Annotated in this window: 11 protein-coding genes and 1 pseudogene; 10 read left to right on the top strand and 2 right to left on the bottom strand. The window is 68.9% G+C overall.

The annotated features are described in order from the left end of the window. Window positions 1-209: 209 nt before the first annotated feature. The gene (locus tag AB0H86_RS43570) at window positions 210-1,244 is read right to left on the bottom strand and encodes a LacI family DNA-binding transcriptional regulator (RefSeq protein WP_362451874.1); all 1,035 of its coding nucleotides are present in this window, start codon (window positions 1,242-1,244) and stop codon (window positions 210-212) included. Window positions 1,245-1,622: 378 nt separating this feature from the next. On the opposite strand from AB0H86_RS43570, the gene AB0H86_RS43565 reads away from it, so the two are divergent. The 10 genes and pseudogenes from AB0H86_RS43565 (at window position 1,623) to AB0H86_RS43520 (ending at window position 17,365) form a co-directional block, all read left to right on the top strand. Next, window positions 1,623-2,891: an extracellular solute-binding protein gene (locus AB0H86_RS43565; RefSeq protein WP_362451872.1), complete on the top strand. Its 1,269-nt coding sequence runs from the start codon at window positions 1,623-1,625 to the stop codon at window positions 2,889-2,891. 114 nt (window positions 2,892-3,005) lie between these two features. Next, window positions 3,006-4,010, top strand: coding sequence for a sugar ABC transporter permease (locus tag AB0H86_RS43560; RefSeq protein WP_362451870.1), 1,005 nt, complete (start codon window positions 3,006-3,008; stop codon window positions 4,008-4,010). A gap of 13 nt (window positions 4,011-4,023) precedes the next feature. Beyond that, a complete protein-coding gene (locus AB0H86_RS43555; protein ID WP_362451868.1) occupies window positions 4,024-4,929 on the top strand; it encodes an ABC transporter permease subunit in 906 nt (301 codons plus the stop codon). A gap of 229 nt (window positions 4,930-5,158) precedes the next feature. After that, window positions 5,159-6,853, top strand: a complete 1,695-nt coding sequence (locus AB0H86_RS43550; protein WP_362451865.1) for a glycoside hydrolase family 13 protein — start codon at window positions 5,159-5,161, stop codon at window positions 6,851-6,853. A 179-nt stretch (window positions 6,854-7,032) separates the two neighbouring features. Further along, the gene (locus tag AB0H86_RS43545) at window positions 7,033-8,406 is read left to right on the top strand and encodes an alpha-amylase family protein (protein ID WP_362451863.1); all 1,374 of its coding nucleotides are present in this window, start codon (window positions 7,033-7,035) and stop codon (window positions 8,404-8,406) included. Window positions 8,407-8,530: 124 nt separating this feature from the next. Continuing rightward, a complete protein-coding gene (locus AB0H86_RS43540) occupies window positions 8,531-8,719 on the top strand; it encodes a hypothetical protein (RefSeq protein WP_362451861.1) in 189 nt (62 codons plus the stop codon). 77 nt (window positions 8,720-8,796) lie between these two features. Continuing rightward, window positions 8,797-9,783: pseudogene (locus AB0H86_RS43535) on the top strand (non-reducing end alpha-L-arabinofuranosidase family hydrolase); the annotation flags it as partial. 107 nt (window positions 9,784-9,890) lie between these two features. Beyond that, window positions 9,891-15,278, top strand: a complete 5,388-nt coding sequence (gene pulA / locus AB0H86_RS43530; RefSeq protein ID WP_362451859.1) for a pullulanase-type alpha-1,6-glucosidase — start codon at window positions 9,891-9,893, stop codon at window positions 15,276-15,278. Window positions 15,279-15,348: 70 nt separating this feature from the next. Beyond that, window positions 15,349-16,971 (top strand): fused response regulator/phosphatase, encoded by a 1,623-nt coding sequence (locus tag AB0H86_RS43525; protein WP_362451857.1) that lies wholly within the window; start codon window positions 15,349-15,351, stop codon window positions 16,969-16,971. A 40-nt stretch (window positions 16,972-17,011) separates the two neighbouring features. Further along, complete coding sequence (locus AB0H86_RS43520; protein ID WP_362451855.1) at window positions 17,012-17,365, top strand: isomerase; 354 nt, start codon at window positions 17,012-17,014, stop codon at window positions 17,363-17,365. Window positions 17,366-17,375: 10 nt separating this feature from the next. On the opposite strand, the gene AB0H86_RS43515 is transcribed toward AB0H86_RS43520, so the two are convergent. Then, window positions 17,376-18,065 carry a TetR/AcrR family transcriptional regulator gene (locus AB0H86_RS43515; protein WP_362451853.1) on the bottom strand — a complete coding sequence of 230 codons (690 nt, stop codon included), beginning with the start codon at window positions 18,063-18,065 and terminating at the stop codon, window positions 17,376-17,378. Window positions 18,066-18,359 lie beyond the last annotated feature (294 nt).

Here is an 18,359-nt window from a genome sequence, read left to right as displayed (position 1 = left end):
AGACGTTCTACGTCGTCCTCAGTGGCTCGGTCGCCATCGTCGAGGGCTACGGCACACCCGGCGAACGCCTGCTGCGTGTGCACGGCCCTGGCCGCCTGGCGACGGGAGCGGCCGGTGCCGTCGCCGGGCGCGACGGCCGGGCGGCAGCCTGGTGCGTGCCAGACGCCGCGACGGGGCGAACATGGCCTGATCGGCCGGACAGGCCCTGGCTAGGAACGACCACGTTCCCCGGGCGCCGAAGCGGTCGATCCGCGGACCACCAGCTCGGGCATGAACACGAACTCGCTGTGCGGGGCGGGCGTCCCGCCGATCTCCTCCAGCAGCGTGCGCACCGCCGCCTGTCCCATCGCCGGGACCGGCTTGCGGACGGTCGTCAGCGGCGGGTCGGTGAAGGCGATCAGGGGGGAGTCGTCGAAGCCCACGACCGAGATGTCCTTCGGCACGTCCAGACCGCGCTGCCGGGCCGCCCGGATCGCGCCCAGCGCCATCATGTCGCTGGCGCAGACCACCGCCGTACAGGACCGGTCGATCAGGGCCGTCGTGGCCGCCTGACCGCCTTCCAGGGTGTACAGGGAGTGCTGGACCAGTTCCGACTCGATCACGTCCGTGGCCAGGCCCAGCTGGTCCTGCACGGCGCGGACGAAGCCCTCGATCTTGCGCTGCACGGGCACGAACCGCTTCGGCCCCAGCGCCAGGCCGATCCTGGTGTGCCCCAGGGACACCAGGTGAGTCACCGCGAGTGTCATCGCGGCCCGGTCGTCGGGGGAGATGAAGGGCGCCTGCACCTTCGGCGAGAAGCCGTCCACGAGGACGAAGGGCACGCCCTGGGCGCGCAGCTGCTCGTAGCGCTGCGTGTCGGCGGTGGTGTCGGCGTGCAGCCCGGAGACGTAGATGATGCCGGCCACGCCCCGGTCGACGAGCATCTCGGTGAGCTCGTCCTCGGTGGAGCCGCCCGGGGTCTGGGTGGCCAGGACGGGCGTGTAGCCCTGCCTGGTCAGCGCCTGGCCGATGACCTGGGCCAGGGCCGGGAATATCGGGTTCTCCAGCTCCGGGGTGATCAGGCCCACCAGGCCCTCGCTGCGCTGCCGCAGACGTACCGGGCGCTCGTAGCCCAGCACGTCGAGGGCGGCCAGCACGGACTGGCGGGTGGTGGCGGCGACGCCCGGCTTGCCGTTGAGGACGCGGCTGACGGTCGCTTCGCTCACCCCAGCCTGAGCGGCGATGTCGGCAAGCCGTGTGGTCACAGGGTGGGACTGTACCGGCCAACTGTCACCTTGCACACCAAACCGGCGCCTCGGGCGACCTGCTGACCGGCCCGGTCCGGGCTGCTGGGTCATCGCACTCCCTCGTGAAAGTGATGGCAAGAGTTTGCAGAGTCTTGCACAGGCCGTCCCAACTGCTCGGTGACCGCAAATAAGCGTCTCACGACGGTCGCTGAAGGGTCACGTCCGGATAACTTCGACGGTGTCTTGCTCTTTTTTTCTGCAAGGTCTTTCGCAAGGATTGCATCGCTGTTACGTTCACGTCGCCCCCCGGCGGCAGCGGCGCGGTCGGCAACCAGGCAGGAGCGGCGGACGGGGCCCTCCGCCCGGAATACGGGCTTTCACCCTCAAGGAGAACTCATGCGGCGTGGCATAGCGGCCACCGCGCTGGTGGCGTCCCTCGCCCTCGCGGCGACGGCCTGCGGCGGAAGTGACAGCGGCGACAAGGCCGACGGTCCGGTCACCATCACCTGGTGGGACACCTCCAACGCCACCAACGAGGCGCCGACGTACCAGGCCTTGGTCAAGGAGTTCGAGGCCGCCCACAAGGACGTCAAGGTCAACTACGTCAACGTCCCCTTCGACCAGGCGCAGAACAAGTTCGACACCGCCGCCGGTTCCAAGGGCGCCCCGGACATCCTGCGCTCCGAGGTCGGCTGGACCCCCGCCTTCGCCAAGAAGGGCTACTTCCTGCCGCTGGACGGCACCGAGGCCCTCGCCGAGCAGGCCAAGTTCCAGCCCAACCTGATCGAGCAGGCCAAGTACGAGGGCAAGACGTACGGTGTGCCGCTGGTCACCGACACTCTCGCGCTGGTCTACAACAAGGAGCTCTTCGCGAAGGCCGGCGTCGAGGCCCCGAAGACCTGGGGCGACCTGAAGAAGGCCGCCGCCACCATCAAGGCCAAGACCGGTGTCGACGGCTACTGGGGCTCCACCCAGGCCTACTACGCGCAGTCCTACCTCTACGGCGAGGGCACCGACACCGTCGACGCCGAGGCCAAGAAGGTCACCGTCACATCGGCGCCCGCCAAGAAGGGCCTCGAGACCTGGCTGAGCCTCTTCGACGGCAAGGGGCTGCACAAGGCCGACACCACCGCCGACGCCTACGCCCACATCCAGGAGGCGTTCGTCAGCGGCAAGGTCGCCGCGATCATCCAGGGCCCGTGGGAGATCACCAACTTCTACAAGGGCACGGCCTTCAAGGACAAGAAGAACCTCGGCATCGCCACCGTCCCGGCCGGCTCCACCGGCAAGGCGGGCGCCCCCACGGGCGGCCACAACCTCTCGGTCTACGCCGGCTCCGACTCCGCCCACCAGAAGGCGGCCCTGACCTTCGTCGACTTCCTGACCTCCGCGAAGTCCCAGGAGTCCATCGCGCTGAAGAACTCCACGCTGCCGACCCGCGACGACGCCTACACCGCCGAGGTCAAGGCCGACCCGGGCATCGCCGGCTTCCAGGGCGTCCTGCCCGCCGCCCAGCCGCGCCCGGCGCTGCCCGAGTACAGCTCCCTGTGGGGCCCGCTGGACACCGAGCTGCCGCAGATCGCCGGTGGCAAGGAGTCCCTGGACGAGGGTCTGGGCAAGTCGGAGACCGCGATAGCCAAGCTGGTCCCGGACTTCAGCAAGTGATCCCGAGTGGCCGCCGGATCCTCCAGCGAACCGGGGGAGGATCCGGCGGCCACCGGCCTGCGCCCAGGCCGTTCAGACCGTCCAGGCCGAAGAACTTCCAGAAGGTGTCGAACCATGACAGTCGCCATCGACCGCGCGACCGGCAAGCGCCGCGGTGACCGCGCGCCGCGCCCTGGGCGGTTCCAGCGCCTCAGGCGCAACTACCAGAAGCACTGGTACGCGTACGCGATGATCGCCCCGGTGGTGATCGTGCTCGGGGTCCTCGTGGTCTACCCCCTGGTGTACGGCCTCTACCTCACGCTCACCGACGCCGACAGCCTCAACACCGCCCGCACGATCGGCGTCAACCACATCGACGCCACCTACAAGTTCATCGGCCTCGACAACTACGCCGACATCCTGTGGGGCGACACGGCCTACGACCGCTTCTGGTCGCACTTCGTCTGGACGGTCGTCTGGACCGGTCTCTGCGTCACCCTGCACTACACGATCGGCCTCGGCCTGGCCCTGCTGCTCAACCAGAAGCTGCGCGGCCGTACCTTCTACCGGGTCGTCCTGATCCTGCCGTGGGCCGTGCCGACCTTCGTCACCGTCTTCGGCTGGCGTTTCATGCTCGCCGACGGCGGCATCGTGAACTCCTTCCTGGAGACGCTCCACCTGCCGACACCGCTGTGGCTGGAGGACACCTTCTGGCAGCGGTTCGCCGCGATCATGGTCAACACCTGGTGCGGTGTCCCCTTCATGATGCTGTCGCTGCTCGGCGGCCTGCAGTCCATCGACACCTCGCTCTACGAGGCCTCCGAGATGGACGGCGCGAACGCCTGGCAGCGCTTCCGGTACGTCACCCTGCCGGGTCTGAGGTCCGTCAGCTCCACCGTCGTCCTGCTCGGTGTCATCTGGACCTTCAACCAGTTCGCCATCATCTTCCTGCTGTTCGGCACCTCCGCCCCCGACGCCCAGATCCTCGTCACCTGGGCGTACTACCTCGGCTTCGGACAGCAGCCGCGTGACTTCGCGCAGTCGGCCGCCTACGGCATCCTGCTGCTGGCGATCCTGATCGTCTTCACCTCCTTCTACCGCCGCTGGCTGAACCGCAATGACGAGCAGCTCGCGATCTGAGGCAGGAGTCCCCATGAGCACGACCACTGTTGAGACCGCCGCGGCGACCCGGCCGGACACCCCGGCCGCCCCGAAGCGGGTGACCCGCCGCGGCGAGAGCAGCCCCGCCGCCCGCCTCGTCTACCACGGCATCCTGGCCTTCGCGAGCCTGATCGCGCTGTTCCCCGTGGCCTGGCTGGTCTATCTGTCCCTCGGCCCGGACAAGGACGACTACCTGCACCCCGGCGGCATCTGGGACAAGATGACGCTCGACAACTACACGTTCGTGCTCCAGCACACGAAGTTCTTCGACTGGCTCCAGAGCACCCTGATCGTCACCCTCGGCACCACCGCCATCGGTGTGATCATCTCCGCCACCACCGGCTACGCGGTTTCGCGCATGCGTTTCCCGGGTTACCGGAAGTTCATGTGGGTGCTCCTGGTCACCCAGATGTTCCCGGTTGCGGTGCTCATGGTGCCGATGTACCAGATCCTGTCGGATCTGCAGCTCATCGACAGTTACCTTGGCCTCGTACTCGTGTACTGCACGACCACCGTCCCCTACTGCGCGTGGCTGATGAAGGGCTATTTCGACACCATCCCGTTCGAGATCGACGAGGCGGGACGCGTCGACGGGCTGACCCCCTTCGGCACGTTCGCGCGACTGATCCTGCCGCTCGCCAAGCCGGGCCTGGCGGTCGCCGCCTTCTACAGCTTCCTCACCGCCTTCGGCGAGGTCGCGTTCGCCGCGACGTTCATGCTCTCCGACACGAAGTACACCTTCGCCGTCGGTCTGCAGACCTTCGTCAGCGAGCACGACGCGCAACGCAACCTCATGGCCGCTACCGCGGTCCTGATCGCGATACCCGCCGCCGCGTTCTTCTACTTCGTGCAGAAGAACCTGGTGACCGGCCTGACCTCGGGCGGCACGAAGGGCTGACCGCCGGCTGGGCCGCGATGGCCGCGATGGGCCGTCCGTCGTCTGACGGTCTCGTCGTGGCGGGTCGCGCCCACGCGGCGGAAGCCGCATATCGCCAGAGTCCCGCGCCCCTCGGGGCGCGGGTGGCGGCCGCGGTCATCATCCGACCCCGCTTCGACCGCGGCCGCCCAGTCACCCCGTCCGCCGCCGTACCCACTGACCCGATGACTCCCTTAAGCACAAGGACGCCATGAGCCAGCAGCACTCCGCCGACCAGGCCCCCACCTCCTCTCGCGAAGCAGCTGTCGCCACCGTCGCGGGGCACCGCGACTGGTGGCGGGACGCGGTGATCTACCAGGTCTATCCGCGCAGCTACGCCGACAGCAACGGCGACGGCATGGGCGACCTGGAGGGTGTCCGCACCCGCCTGCCGTATCTGCGCGACCTCGGCGTGGACGCCGTGTGGCTCAGCCCCTTCTACGCCTCCCCGCAGGCCGACGCCGGCTACGACGTCGCCGACTACCGGGCCGTGGACCCCATGTTCGGCAACCTCCTGGACTCCGACGCGCTGATCCGCGACGCGCACGAGCTGGGCCTGCGGATCATCGTCGACCTGGTTCCCAACCACTCCTCCGACCAGCACGAGTGGTTCAAGCGGGCGGTCGCCGAGGGACCCGGCTCACCGCTTCGGGAGCGCTACCACTTCCGCCCCGGCAAGGGCGCGGGCGGCGAACTCCCGCCCAACGACTGGGAGTCGGTCTTCGGCGGCCCCGCGTGGACGCGGGTCACCGAACCGGACGGCACCCCGGGGGAGTGGTACCTGCACCTCTTCGCCCCGGAGCAGCCCGACTTCAACTGGGAGCACCCGGCGGTCGGCGACGAGTTCCGCTCCATCCTGCGCTTCTGGCTCGACATGGGCGTCGACGGCTTCCGTATCGACGTGGCCCATGGCCTGGTGAAGGCGGACGGGCTCCCGGACCTGGGATCCCACGACCAGGTGAAGCTGCTGGGCAACGAGGTCATGCCGTTCTTCGACCAGGACGGCGTGCACGAGGTCTACCGTCAGTGGCGGCTCGTCCTCGACGAGTACGCCGGGGAGAAGATCTTCGTGGCCGAGGCCTGGACCCCGACGGTCGAGCGCACCGCCAACTACGTCCGTCCCGACGAACTCCACCAGGCGTTCAACTTCCAGTACCTGAGCACGGAGTGGGACGCGGCCGAGCTGCGCGGAGTCATCGACCGGACCCTGGAGGCCATGCGTCCGGTGGGCGCCCCCGCCACCTGGGTCCTGTCCAACCACGACGTCACCCGCCATGCCACCCGGTTCGCCAACCCGCCCGGCCTCGGCACCCAGATCCGCACCGCGGGGGACCGCGACCTGGGTCTGCGCCGGGCGCGTGCCGCCACCCTGCTCATGCTGGCGCTGCCCGGTTCGGCGTACGTCTACCAGGGCGAGGAACTCGGTCTCCCGGACGTCGTCGACCTGCCGGACGAGGTCCGTCAGGACCCGGCCTACTTCCGCGGCGCCGGCCAGGACGGCTTCCGGGACGGCTGCCGGGTGCCGATCCCGTGGACGCGCACGGGATCGTCGTACGGCTTCGGCGACGGAGGCAGCTGGCTGCCGCAGCCGGCCGGGTGGGGCGAACTGAGCGTCGAGGCGCAGACCGGCGTCGCCGGCTCCACCCTGGAGCTGTACCGCGCGGCCCTGGCCGCCCGCCGTGAGCAGCCCGACCTCGGCGCGGGCGACCGCGTGGAGTGGCTCAAGGCCCCCGAGGGCGTCCTGGCCTTCCGTCGCGGCGAGTTCGTCTGCGTCGCCAACACGAGTGGCGAGTCGGTGTCGACTCCGGCATACGGCCGTCTGCTCCTCGCCAGCGGCGACGTGGCCGAGGCGGGCGGCGAGGCGAAGCTGCCGGCGGACACGACGGTGTGGTGGACGCGGGCCTGACGGGCGCGTCCGAAAGTTCTTGCATCACTTCACACCGGCCCGCTGCCTTTTCAGGCAGCGGGCCTCTACCATCTGCGTCACCGCAAGTTTGCGGAAACATTCAGCAAGAAGCTTCAACGTCAGTCTTCTGTACGGCCCTTCACGACCCTCACGACCCTTCAAAGACGAAGGAACCCCACATGGCACGCAGAACCCTCTCCGGGGCCCTCGCCCTCACGGCCGCCGCCCTTGTCATGAACCCGACTATCGCGCAGGCCTCCCCGCCCGGCACCAAGGACGTCACCGCCGTCCTGTTCGAGTGGAACTTCGCCTCGGTGGCCAAGGAGTGCACCAACACCCTCGGGCCGGCCGGCTACGGCTCTGTCCAGGTCTCGCCGCCCGCCGAGCACATACAGGGCTCGCAGTGGTGGACGTCCTACCAGCCCGTCAGTTACAAGATCGCGGGTCGGCTCGGCGACCGCACGGCGTTCCAGAACATGGTGAACACCTGCCACGCGGCGGGTGTGAAGGTCGTCGCCGACAGCGTCATCAACCACATGTCGGCGGGCAGCGGCACCGGCACCGGCGGCTCCTCGTACACGAAGTACGACTACCCGGGCCTGTACTCGTCGTTCGACTTCGACGACTGCACCAGCCAGATCACCAACTACCAGGACCGCTACAACGTCCAGCACTGCGAACTGGTCGGCCTGGCCGACCTCGACACGGGCGAGAACTACGTCCGCCAGGCCATCGCCGGCTACCTGAACGACCTGCTCACCCTCGGCGTCGACGGCTTCCGCATCGACGCGGCCAAGCACATCGACACCGCCGACCTCGCGGGCATCAAGTCGCGGCTCACGAACCCGAACGCGTACTGGAAGCAGGAGGTCATCTACGGCAGCTCGGAGGCCGTCCAGCCCACCGAGTACACCGGCAACGGGGACGTCCAGGAGTTCCGGTACGCCTACGACCTCAAGCGGGTGTTCAACAACGAGAACCTCGCCTACCTGAAGAACTACGGCGAGGGCTGGGGGTACATGAGCAGCGGTGTCGCCGGGGTCTTCGTCGACAACCACGACACCGAGCGCAACGGCTCCACCCTGAACTACAAGGACGGCGCCAACTACACGCTCGCCAGCGTCTTCATGCTGGCCTGGCCCTACGGCGCCCCGGACGTCAACTCCGGCTACGAGTGGTCCGACGTGGACGCGGGACCGCCCAACAGCGGTGCGGTGAACGCCTGTTGGCAGGACGGCTGGAAATGCCAGCACGCCTGGCCGGAGATCCTGCGCATGGTCGCCTTCCGCAACGCGACGCGCGGCGAGTCGGTCACCAACTGGTGGGACAACGGGGGCGACGCGATCGCCTTCGGCCGCGGCGCCAAGGGGTACGTCGCGATCAACCACGAGTCGAGCGGCCTGAGCCGGACGTACCAGACGTCCCTTCCGGCGGGCACGTACTGCAACGTGCAGAACAACACGACGGTGACCGTCAACTCCGGCGGACAGTTCACCGCGACCCTCGGGGCCAACACCGCCCTGGCGATCTACGCGGGCAAGAGCAGCTGCTGAGCCGTTCCGCGTACCGCGCGTTGTGGTGACCAACAACGCGCGGTACGCGGGGGGTTGACGGTTGTGGAGCCCGCCCCTACGGTTCCGCACTGACATGGGAGCGCTCCCACGATTGGGCGGGATCATGATGCGCAGCGCCAGCCAGGTGTCGTTCGGCCTGCGGAACACCGGGATCACCACCGGGACGGTTACTCCGTACCTGACCAACGGCTCCAGCAGCACCGCACAGCAGGCCGCCGTCGCGGTCGGCGGGGGCACGCTGAACGCCACGGTCCCGGCCCGCTCACTCGTCACCCACACCATCCAGCGATAGGAGTCGCGATGCGCGTGAGAAGTCGACTGGGGCTCTTACTCTGCGGGCTCGCCCTGCTGATCGGGGCCGCGGCGGCCCCGTCCTCCGCGGCGGCGACCGCACTGCCCAGCAGCTTCACCTGGTCCTCGAGCGGGGTGCTGATCTCCCCGAAGTCGGATGCGAGCCACAGCATCGCCGCGATCAAGGACCCGTCGGTCGTGTACAGCGGTGGCCGCTGGCATGTCTTCGGCAGCACCGCGAGCACCAGCGGTGGATACAGCATGGTGTACCTCAACTTCACCGACTGGTCGCAGGCCGCCTCCGCGACGCAGTACTACCTGGACCAGACACCGATCGGCACCGGGTACAAGGCGGCGCCGCAGGTGTTCTACTTCGCGCCGCAGGGGCTGTGGTACCTCGTCTACCAGACCGGGGACAACGCGGCGTACTCGACGACCACGAACATCAGCAACCCGAGTTCGTGGAGCGCGCCGAAGAAGTTCTACGCCTCCGGCATGCCGCAGATCATCAAGGACAACATCGGCAGCGGCTATTGGGTGGACTTCTGGACCGTCTGTGACACGGCCAACTGCTTCTTGTTCTCCTCCGACGACAACGGTCACCTCTACCGCTCGCAGACCACCCTGGCCAACTTCCCGAACGGCTTCACCAACACGGTCATCGTGATGTCCGACTCCAGCAGGTACCGCCTGTGGGAGGCGAGCAACGTCTACAAGCTCTCCGGCACCAACACCTACCTGCTGCTCGTCGAGGCGATCGGCGGCAACGGCAAGCGGTACTTCCGGTCCTGGACGGCGAACGGCATCGCCGGCACCTGGACCGCGCTCGCCGACAGCGAGGCCAACCCCTTCGCCCGGTCGACCAACGTCGCGTTCAGCGGCACGCCCTGGACCAACGACATCAGTCACGGCGAGATGATCCGCGCCGGGACCGACCAGACCCTCACCATCAACCCGTGCCGCCTGCAGTACCTGTACCAGGGCCTGAGCCCCTCGGCCACCGGCCCCTACAACACCCTGCCCTGGCGGCTCGGCCTGCTGACGCAGACCAACTCCAACTGCTGAAAGTTCTTTCCATTCGTTTCAGGACTCTTGCTGTAAGTGTTGCAGCGGCGATACGTTGCGCCCGGGGTCGGACCCAACAGAGCCGTCATCGCAAGGAGTCCACGTCAGTGATACCCAGATGGCCGGTGCCCTCGAGGCGCCGTACCGCACATGCCGGACGGGTCGCTGCGGTCACCGTGACCGCGCTGGCCGCAGCACTCGTCCAGCCCCTCGCCGCCCGGGCGGACACCCCGCCCGCCCCGCCGTCCGACGCCAGGCTCGCCGCCGAGCCCGCCCGGCACGACGACACACGCGAGCAGTTCTACTTCGTCCTGCCGGACCGTTTCGCCAACGGGGACACCGCCAACGACCAGGGCGGCCTGACCGGTTCCCGTCTGAGCACCGGCTACGACCCCACCGACAAGGGCTTCTACCAGGGCGGCGACCTCAAGGGCCTGACCCAGAAGCTCGACTACATCAAGGGTCTCGGCACGACCTCCATCTGGATGGCGCCGATCTTCAAGAACCAGCCCGTGCAGGGCACCGGGGACAACGCCTCGGCCGGCTACCACGGTTACTGGATCACCGACTTCACCCAGGTCGACCCGCACTTCGGCACCAACCAGGACCTGGAAAACCTCATCTCCAAGGCGCACGCCAAGGGCATGAAGGTCTTCTTCGACGTCATCACCAACCACACGGCCGACCTCGTCGACTACGAGGAGAAGTCCTACGACTACCTCTCCAAGGGCGCCTTCCCGTACCTGACGAAGGACGGTGAGCCCTTCGACGACGCCGACCACGCGGGCACGGACGACTTCCCCGAGGTCGACGCGGACTCCTTCCCGCGCACCCCGAAGGTCACGAAGGACACCAAGGTCCCGGCGTGGCTGAACGACCCGACGATGTACCACAACCGCGGCGACTCCACCTTCGCCGGTGAGAGCTCCACCTACGGCGACTTCTCCGGCCTCGACGACCTGTGGACCGAGCGTCCCGAGGTCGTCAGCGGGATGGAGAAGATCTACCAGCGCTGGGTCCGCGACTTCGACATCGACGGCTTCCGGATCGACACCGTCAAGCACGTGAACATGGAGTTCTGGAACCAGTGGGCCACGGCCCTGGACGCGTATGCGGCCAAGCGGGGCCGGGACGACTTCTTCATGTTCGGCGAGGTCTACTCCGCCGACACGTCGGTCACCTCGCCGTACGTCACCCAGGGCCGCCTCGACGCCACGCTCGACTTCCCCTTCCAGGAGGCGGCCCGGCAGTACGCCTCCCAGGGCGGCAGCGCCCGGAAACTGGCGTCGGTCTTCGGCGACGACTACAAGTACACGACCGACAAGGCCAACGCGTACGAGCAGGTCACCTTCCTCGGCAACCACGACATGGGCCGCGTCGGGTACTTCCTGAACCAGGACAACCCGAAAGCCACCGACGCGGAGCTGTTGGGCAAGGACCGGCTGGCCAACGAGCTGATGTTCCTCAGCCGCGGCAACCCGGTCGTCTACTACGGCGACGAGCAGGGCTTCACCGGTGCCGGCGGCGACAAGGACGCCCGCCAGACGATGTTCGCGTCCCGTACCGCCGACTACCTCGACGACGACGAGATCGGCACCGACCGCACCCACGCGAGCGACGCGTACGACACGAGCGCGCCGCTGTACCGGCAGATCGCCGCACTCGCGAAGCTCCGCAAGGCCAACCCGGCCCTCACGGACGGCGTCCAGACGGAGCGCTACGCGGAAGACGGCTCCGGTGTCTACGCTTTCACCCGCACCGGCACCGACAGGACCGAGTACGTGGTCGCCCTCAACAACTCCGGTGCGGCGAGGACGGCGACCTTTGCGACCGGTTCGGCAGGCATGACGTACGCCGGCATCTACGGCACCGACACCACCGTCACGTCCGATGCCGACAAGAAGCTCACCGTCACCGTCCCGGCAGGCTCCGCGATCGTCCTCAAGGCGGCCCACCGGCTCGCCCGGCCCGCCACCGGGCCGACGGTCACGCTCAAGGCCCCCGCCACCGGCGCCACCGGCACCGTCGAGCTGACCGCCGACGTCGAAGGCGGTCAGCTCAACCGGGTCGTCTTCGCCGCGCAGACCGGCGACGGAAAGTGGCGGACCCTCGGCTCCGCCGACCACGCCCCGTACAAGGTCACGCAGACCATCGGCAAGGACGTACCGGCCGGAACCGCCCTGCGCTACAAGGCGGTTGTCATCGACTCGGCCGGACGAACGGCGAGTGCGGGCGCCGACAGCGTCACCGGCACACCGCCCGCCGAGGAGGCCCCCTCCGCCTCCTCCCGCGACTACGCGATCGTCCACTACAAGCGCACCGACGGCGACTACGCCGACTGGGGCCTGTACGCCTGGGGCGACCTCGCCGACGGCGAGTCGACCACCTGGCCGGACAGTCACCCCTTCATCGGCCGGGACGCGTACGGCGCCTTCGCCTACGTCAAACTGAAGCCCGGCGCCTCGAACCTCGACTTCCTCGTCATCGACAAGGACGGCGACAAGGACGTCTCGGCCGACCGCACGATCGACGTCACCAAAGCCGGCGAGATCTGGATCGAGCAGGGCAAGGAGACCGTACGGACGCAGCGGCCCGACTACCCGGCACAGGACAGGACGAAGGCCGTCCTGCACTACCACCGGGCCGACGGGAACTACGACGGCTGGGGCCTGCACGTCTGGACGGGCGCCGCCGCTCCCACCGACTGGTCGAACCCGCTGAAGCCGGTGCGGACCGACAGCTACGGCGCGGTCTTCGAGGTACCGCTCAACGACGGTGCCACCAGCGTCAGTTACATCCTCCACAAGGGCGACGAGAAGGACCTGCCCACCGACCAGTCACTGGACCTCACGGCGAACGGTCACGAGGTGTGGCTGCTGGGCGGCCAGGAGAAGTACCTGCTCCCGCAGCCGTCCGGCTCCGCCGCGGCGCTCGACCTGACCACCTCCAAGGCGATCTGGATCGACCGGAACACGGTCGCCTGGAACGGCTCCGAAGCGGCCGCCTCCACCCAGCTGCTGTACTCCCGCGACGGATCGATCGAGGTGAAGGACGGCACCCTGACCGGGGACGCGAAGTGGCTCCGCCTCTCCAGGAGCGCACTCACCGACGCCCAGAAGACGGCGTTCCCGCACCTGAAGGACTACTCGGCCTGGTCCGTCGACCCCCGTGACCGAGACAGGGTGCGCGAGGCCCTCGGCGGTCAGCTCGTCGCCTCCCAACGAGCGGCGAACGGGGCGGTGTTGACGGCGACAGGCGTCCAGATCGCCGGCGTACTCGACGATCTGTACCCCGCGGCGACAAAGGCCGAGCTCGGGCCGACCTTCCGCAACGGCCGTCCCGCGCTGGCCGTTTGGGCGCCCACGGCCCGATCGGTCAAGCTCGAACTGGACGGCTCGACCATCGCCATGAAGCGCGACGCCACCACCGGCGTCTGGTCCGTCACCGGTCCCGGCTCCTGGAGGAACAAGCCCTACCGGTATGTCGTGACGGTGTGGGCGCCCAGCGTCCGCAAGGTCGTCACCAACAAGGTCACCGACCCCTACTCGGTGGCCCTGACCGCCGATTCCGAGCGCAGCCTGGTCGTCGACCTCGACGACAAGTCCCTTGCCCCGCAAGGCTGGTCGGGCCTGACCAAACCCGAGGCCGTTCCCCTCCGGGACGCCCAGATCCAGGAACTGCACATCCGTGACTTCTCGGTGGCGGACAGGACGGCCGCCCACCCCGGCAGCTACCTCGCCTTCACCGACAAGGACAGCGACGGCTCGAAGCACCTGAGAGAGCTGGCCGAGGCCGGGACGTCGTACGTCCATCTCCTCCCCGCCTTCGACCTCGCCACCGTCCCCGAGCGGAAGGCGGACCAGACGACCGTCGACTGCGACCTCGCCGCCCTCCCGGCCGACTCCGACCAGCAGCAGGAGTGCGTGGCGAAGGCCGCCGCGAAGGACGCCTACAACTGGGGCTACGACCCGTACCACTACACGGTCCCCGAGGGCTCGTACGCGACGAACCCCGACGGCACCGCCCGTACCGTCGAGTTCCGCCGGATGGTCAAGGCGCTGAACGAGGACGGCCTCAGGGTCGTCATGGACGTCGTCTACAACCACACGGCGGCCAGTGGGCAGGCGGACACCAGCGTGCTCGACAAGGTCGTCCCCGGCTACTACCAGCGGCTTCTCGCCGACGGCTCGGTCGCGAACAGCACCTGCTGTGCCGGCACCGCCACCGAGAACGCCATGATGGGCAAGCTGGTCGTCGACTCGATCGTCACCTGGGCCAGGGAGTACAAGGTCGACGGCTTCCGCTTCGACCTCATGGGCCATCACCCGAAGGCCAACATCCTGGCGGTCAGAAAGGCCCTGGACGCGCTGACCCCGCGGAAGGACGGCGTCGACGGCAAGAAGATCATCCTCTACGGCGAGGGCTGGAACTTCGGCGAGGTCGCCGACGACGCCCGCTTCACCCAGGCCACGCAGAAGAACATGGCCGGCACCGGCATCGCCACCTTCTCCGACCGCGCCCGTGACGCCGTGCGCGGCGGCGGACCCTTCGACGACGACCCGGGCGTGCAGGGCTTCGCGTCCGGGCTGTACACCGACCCCAACACGTCCGTGAACAACGGGACCTCGCAAGCGCAGAAGGCCCGCCTGCTGCACTACCAGGACCTGATCAAGGTCGGACTGTCCGGCAACCTCAAGGACTTCACCTTCACCGACACCGACGGCAAGGAGGTCACCGGCGCCCAGGTCGACTACAACGGAGCCCCGGCCGGCTACGCGGACGCCCCCGGTGACGCCCTCGCCTACACCGACGCGCACGACAACGAGTCGCTGTTCGACGCGCTGACGTACAAGCTGCCCGCCGGGACGAGCGCGAGCGACCGCGCCCGGATGCAGGTCCTCGCCATGGCGACGGCCACCCTCTCCCAGGGCCCGGCCCTCTCCCAGGCCGGCACCGACCTGCTGCGCTCCAAGTCCCTGGACCGCAACTCCTACGACAGCGGCGACTGGTTCAACGCCGTCCACTGGAACTGCCGGGACGGCAACGGCTTCGGACGCGGACTGCCGACGGCGGCCGACAACGCCTCCAAGTGGCCGTACGCGAAACCCCTGTTGAGTACGGTCGAGGTCGGCTGCCCGCAGATCGAGGGCGCCTCGGCCGCGTACCGGGATCTGCTGAGGATCCGTACGACGGAAAAGGCCTTCTCCCTGGACACGGCCGCTCAGGTGCTCTCGGAGCTCTCCTTCCCGCTGTCCGGGAAGGACGAGACGCCCGGCGTGATCACCATGAGACTCGGTGACCTGGTTGTCGTGTTCAACGCGACACCGCAGGCACGGGAGCAGCGGATCGACGCGCTCGCCGGGACCGGATACCGGCTGCACCCGGCGCAGGCGTCGGGCGCCGACCCCGTCGTCAGGTCCTCGTCCTACCAGCGGGCGTCGGGCACGTTCACCGTTCCGGGGCGGACCGTGGCCGTATTCTCCCCGATCTCCTGACAAGGGCATTACCTTGGTGGGGCAGACCACGAACCCGGTCTGTCCCACCGGTGTGTCCAAAGGCTGGCAAATGGATGTCGACGGCAAGCGGACAGGCACGACCGTCCTGGTTGTGGACGATGTGGCGGACAGCCGGTTCGCCATGGCCGCGGTGCTGAGCCGCGCCGGTCACCGGGTCGTCCCGGTCGCCTCCGGTGGCGAGGCGCTCACCGAACTCGACGCGCGGCTGCGCAAGGGGACCCTGCCCGATGTGGCCCTGATCGACATCAACCTGCCGGACATGAGCGGTTTCGAACTGTGCCGTCAGCTCAAGGAAAGGCCGCACACGGCCGGGCTGCCCGTCGTGCACTTCTCGGCCCTCGCCGTGGCGCCGGGCCATCGCTGCCAAGGGCTGGACGAGGGCACCGAGGCGTATCTGACGGTGCCCGCCGAGCCCGAGGACATCGAGGCGGCGGTCCGCGGGGCGGTGCGCGCCGCGCAACTGCGGTCCGACGACCGGGCGTTGGTACGGCGGCTGACGTTACTCGCGGAGACGATAGTCACCATCCAGGCCGCGCGCTCCCCGCAGGAACTCGCCGACGCCGCCGCCGAGGGCACCTCACGGCTCATCGGCTCTCCGGCCGCCGTCTTCGTCCTCGACCGGAACGACGAGCTGTACTGCGGCCTGTCCCGGGACCGCACCTCGGTCGCGCTGCCGGACGAGAGCGCCCACCTGACCGTGGCCGGTCTGCTGCGGCGGCTCGCCCGGGGGCAGGCCGGGGTGCAGATCACCACGGTGCCCGCGCCGCTGTGGCCCGCCGGATTCTTCCGGCCCGGTGTGCAGCACGACGCCCGGCTGGCGCTGGTCCTCACCCAGGACGGCAAGGCCCCGGTGTGCCTGGCCGCGCCCACGCGCGGACTGCGCCGGGCGGGCCCCGAGGCCGAGGCACTGCTGGCCCGGCTCGCCCAGGCCACCGCGCTCGCCGCCGAACCGCTGCTCATGTACCAGGTCGAGCGGCATGTCGCCCTCACCCTCCAGCACAGCTTCCTGCCCCAGCCGCACCGGCTGCCCGAGCTGCCCGGCGTCGACGTCGTGGTCCGCTATGTGCCCGCGTCCCAGGACACCGAGATCGGCGGCGACTTCTACGCCGCGCTGCGCACCCCCCAGGGTGTGCTCGCCGCGGTCGGTGACGTCGTCGGGCACTCGCTGGAGGCGGCCACCGTCATGGTCGAGATCCGGCACGCGCTGCGCGCCTACTGCGTCGACGAGAGCGACCCCGCGGTGCTCGCCGAGCGCCTCGACCGGATGCTCCAGCACTACCACCCCGACGTCACGGCCACCGTCTGCCTGGCCCTGATCGACCCCGGCACCGGACGCACCCGTATCGCCAACGCCGGCCACATCCCGCCGCTGATCATCCGGGACACCGACACCGCCGACTACGTCAAGGCCGCGGGCCCGCTGCTCGGCTTGGGCCTGCCCCACCCGCCGCCCACCGAGCTGTTCCTCGAATCCACCGACCGGCTCCTCATGGTCACCGACGGTCTGATCGAGACCCGGGGTACGGACCTGGAGGTCTCGATGGAACACCTCCGCTCGGCCGCCTGCGGCGCCCTGCCCGGCCCGGCCGCCCTGTGCGACACCCTGCTGGCCTGCTTCGGCCACGCACGCGAGGACGACATCGCCATGCTGGCGCTGCAACTGAAGAACTAGGGTGGGGCAGGTCGTCGCCGTAGAACAGGAGTGCCTGCCCATGCCGCAGATCATCGTCGAAGTCTCTTCGGGGCTCGACCACGTCGACTGGCGCGGGTTCGCCCAGGAGCTGCACTCCGTGGTCGTCGAGACTGTGGCCGCGCGGCTGGAGGCGTGCAAGACACGGATCCTGCGGACCGAGGACGACGTGGTGGGAGCGGAGGCGGAGGGGCACGCCATCGTCAACGTCTCCATCGCCCTGCTGGCCGGCCGGACCGACGAGACCAAGGCGCGGCTCACCGAGGCCGTGCTGGAGTTGCTGGGCAAGTACGTCGAGCCCGCCGACGGCGTGACGGTGCACGCCTCCGCCGAGATCCGCGACCTCGACCCGTCGTACCGCAAGTTCGAACGCTAGGCCTTGGGCCCTAGGACGCCAGCGCGATGAGCCGGGTCACCAGTTCGCCGAACGGCCCGTCGCCCGGCTCGTCCTTGAGCATGCGGCGCAGCAGCCCGCTCATCTCCTCGTCGTGCGCCGCGCTCACGGCCGCGAGCGCGGCGAAGTCGTGCACGAGCTGCACCTCCAGGTCGGTACGCGGGATGCGCCGCCCGTCCAGCCAGATCAGTGCCGTCGACTCGGCGAGCGAGATCCATGAGCGGATGACCAGTTCCAGTCGCGCGGGCGGATCCGGCACGCCGAGATGCGAAAGGATCTGGTCATACGCGGCCTGTCGTACGGAGTCGATGAGCGCGTTCGTCGCCGAGGAGCCCACCGCCGGGCCGCCGCGCATCAACGCCGAGAAACCGGGCCCGTGATCGTCGACGAAGTCGAAGAACCGGCGCATCACCCGCAGCAGCCGCGACCCCAGGGGACCCTCGTGCGGCTCCACGAACCGGCCCGCCAGATCCTCGGCGGCACGCTTCAACGCGGCCTCGTACAGGCTGAGTTTGCCGGGGAAGTAGTGGTAGACCAGGGGTCGTGAGATGCCCGCCGCCGCGGCTATGTCGTCGATGGAGACCTCGTCCGGCGACCGGCGGCTGAACAGGTCGAGCGCGACGCCGATCAGCTGCTGCCGCCGCTCCTCGACACCCATTCTGCGGCGTACCACGGTAGTCATGCGAACACCCTACCGATCGGATCCGGCCCCGAACGGACCGGATCGAGCAGCGGTGTTCACCTGTCCGGGACGAGGCGCGCACCGCGCGTTCGCGACATCCGAGTCCGCTGCCACCCTCAACGTCCGCCCACCGCACCGGAGTTGGACCTCGAGGACGCCGCTGCCCGAACCGACGGGGCGAACATCGCCTGCCGCGGCACTAGGGCCTGTCGTTTGGATCACGCCGCAGACGCGGGGTGTGGCACGCACATCTGCCGCGTTGTCGTCGGTTGCCGATGCTCCGCATCGACGCCC

It is taken from the genome of Streptomyces sp. NPDC050997 (assembly GCF_040660135.1).
Taxonomy (GTDB): domain Bacteria; phylum Actinomycetota; class Actinomycetes; order Streptomycetales; family Streptomycetaceae; genus Streptomyces.
Note: the sequence above shows the minus strand (reverse complement) of the source record. Positions and strands in the feature narration are given on the sequence as shown.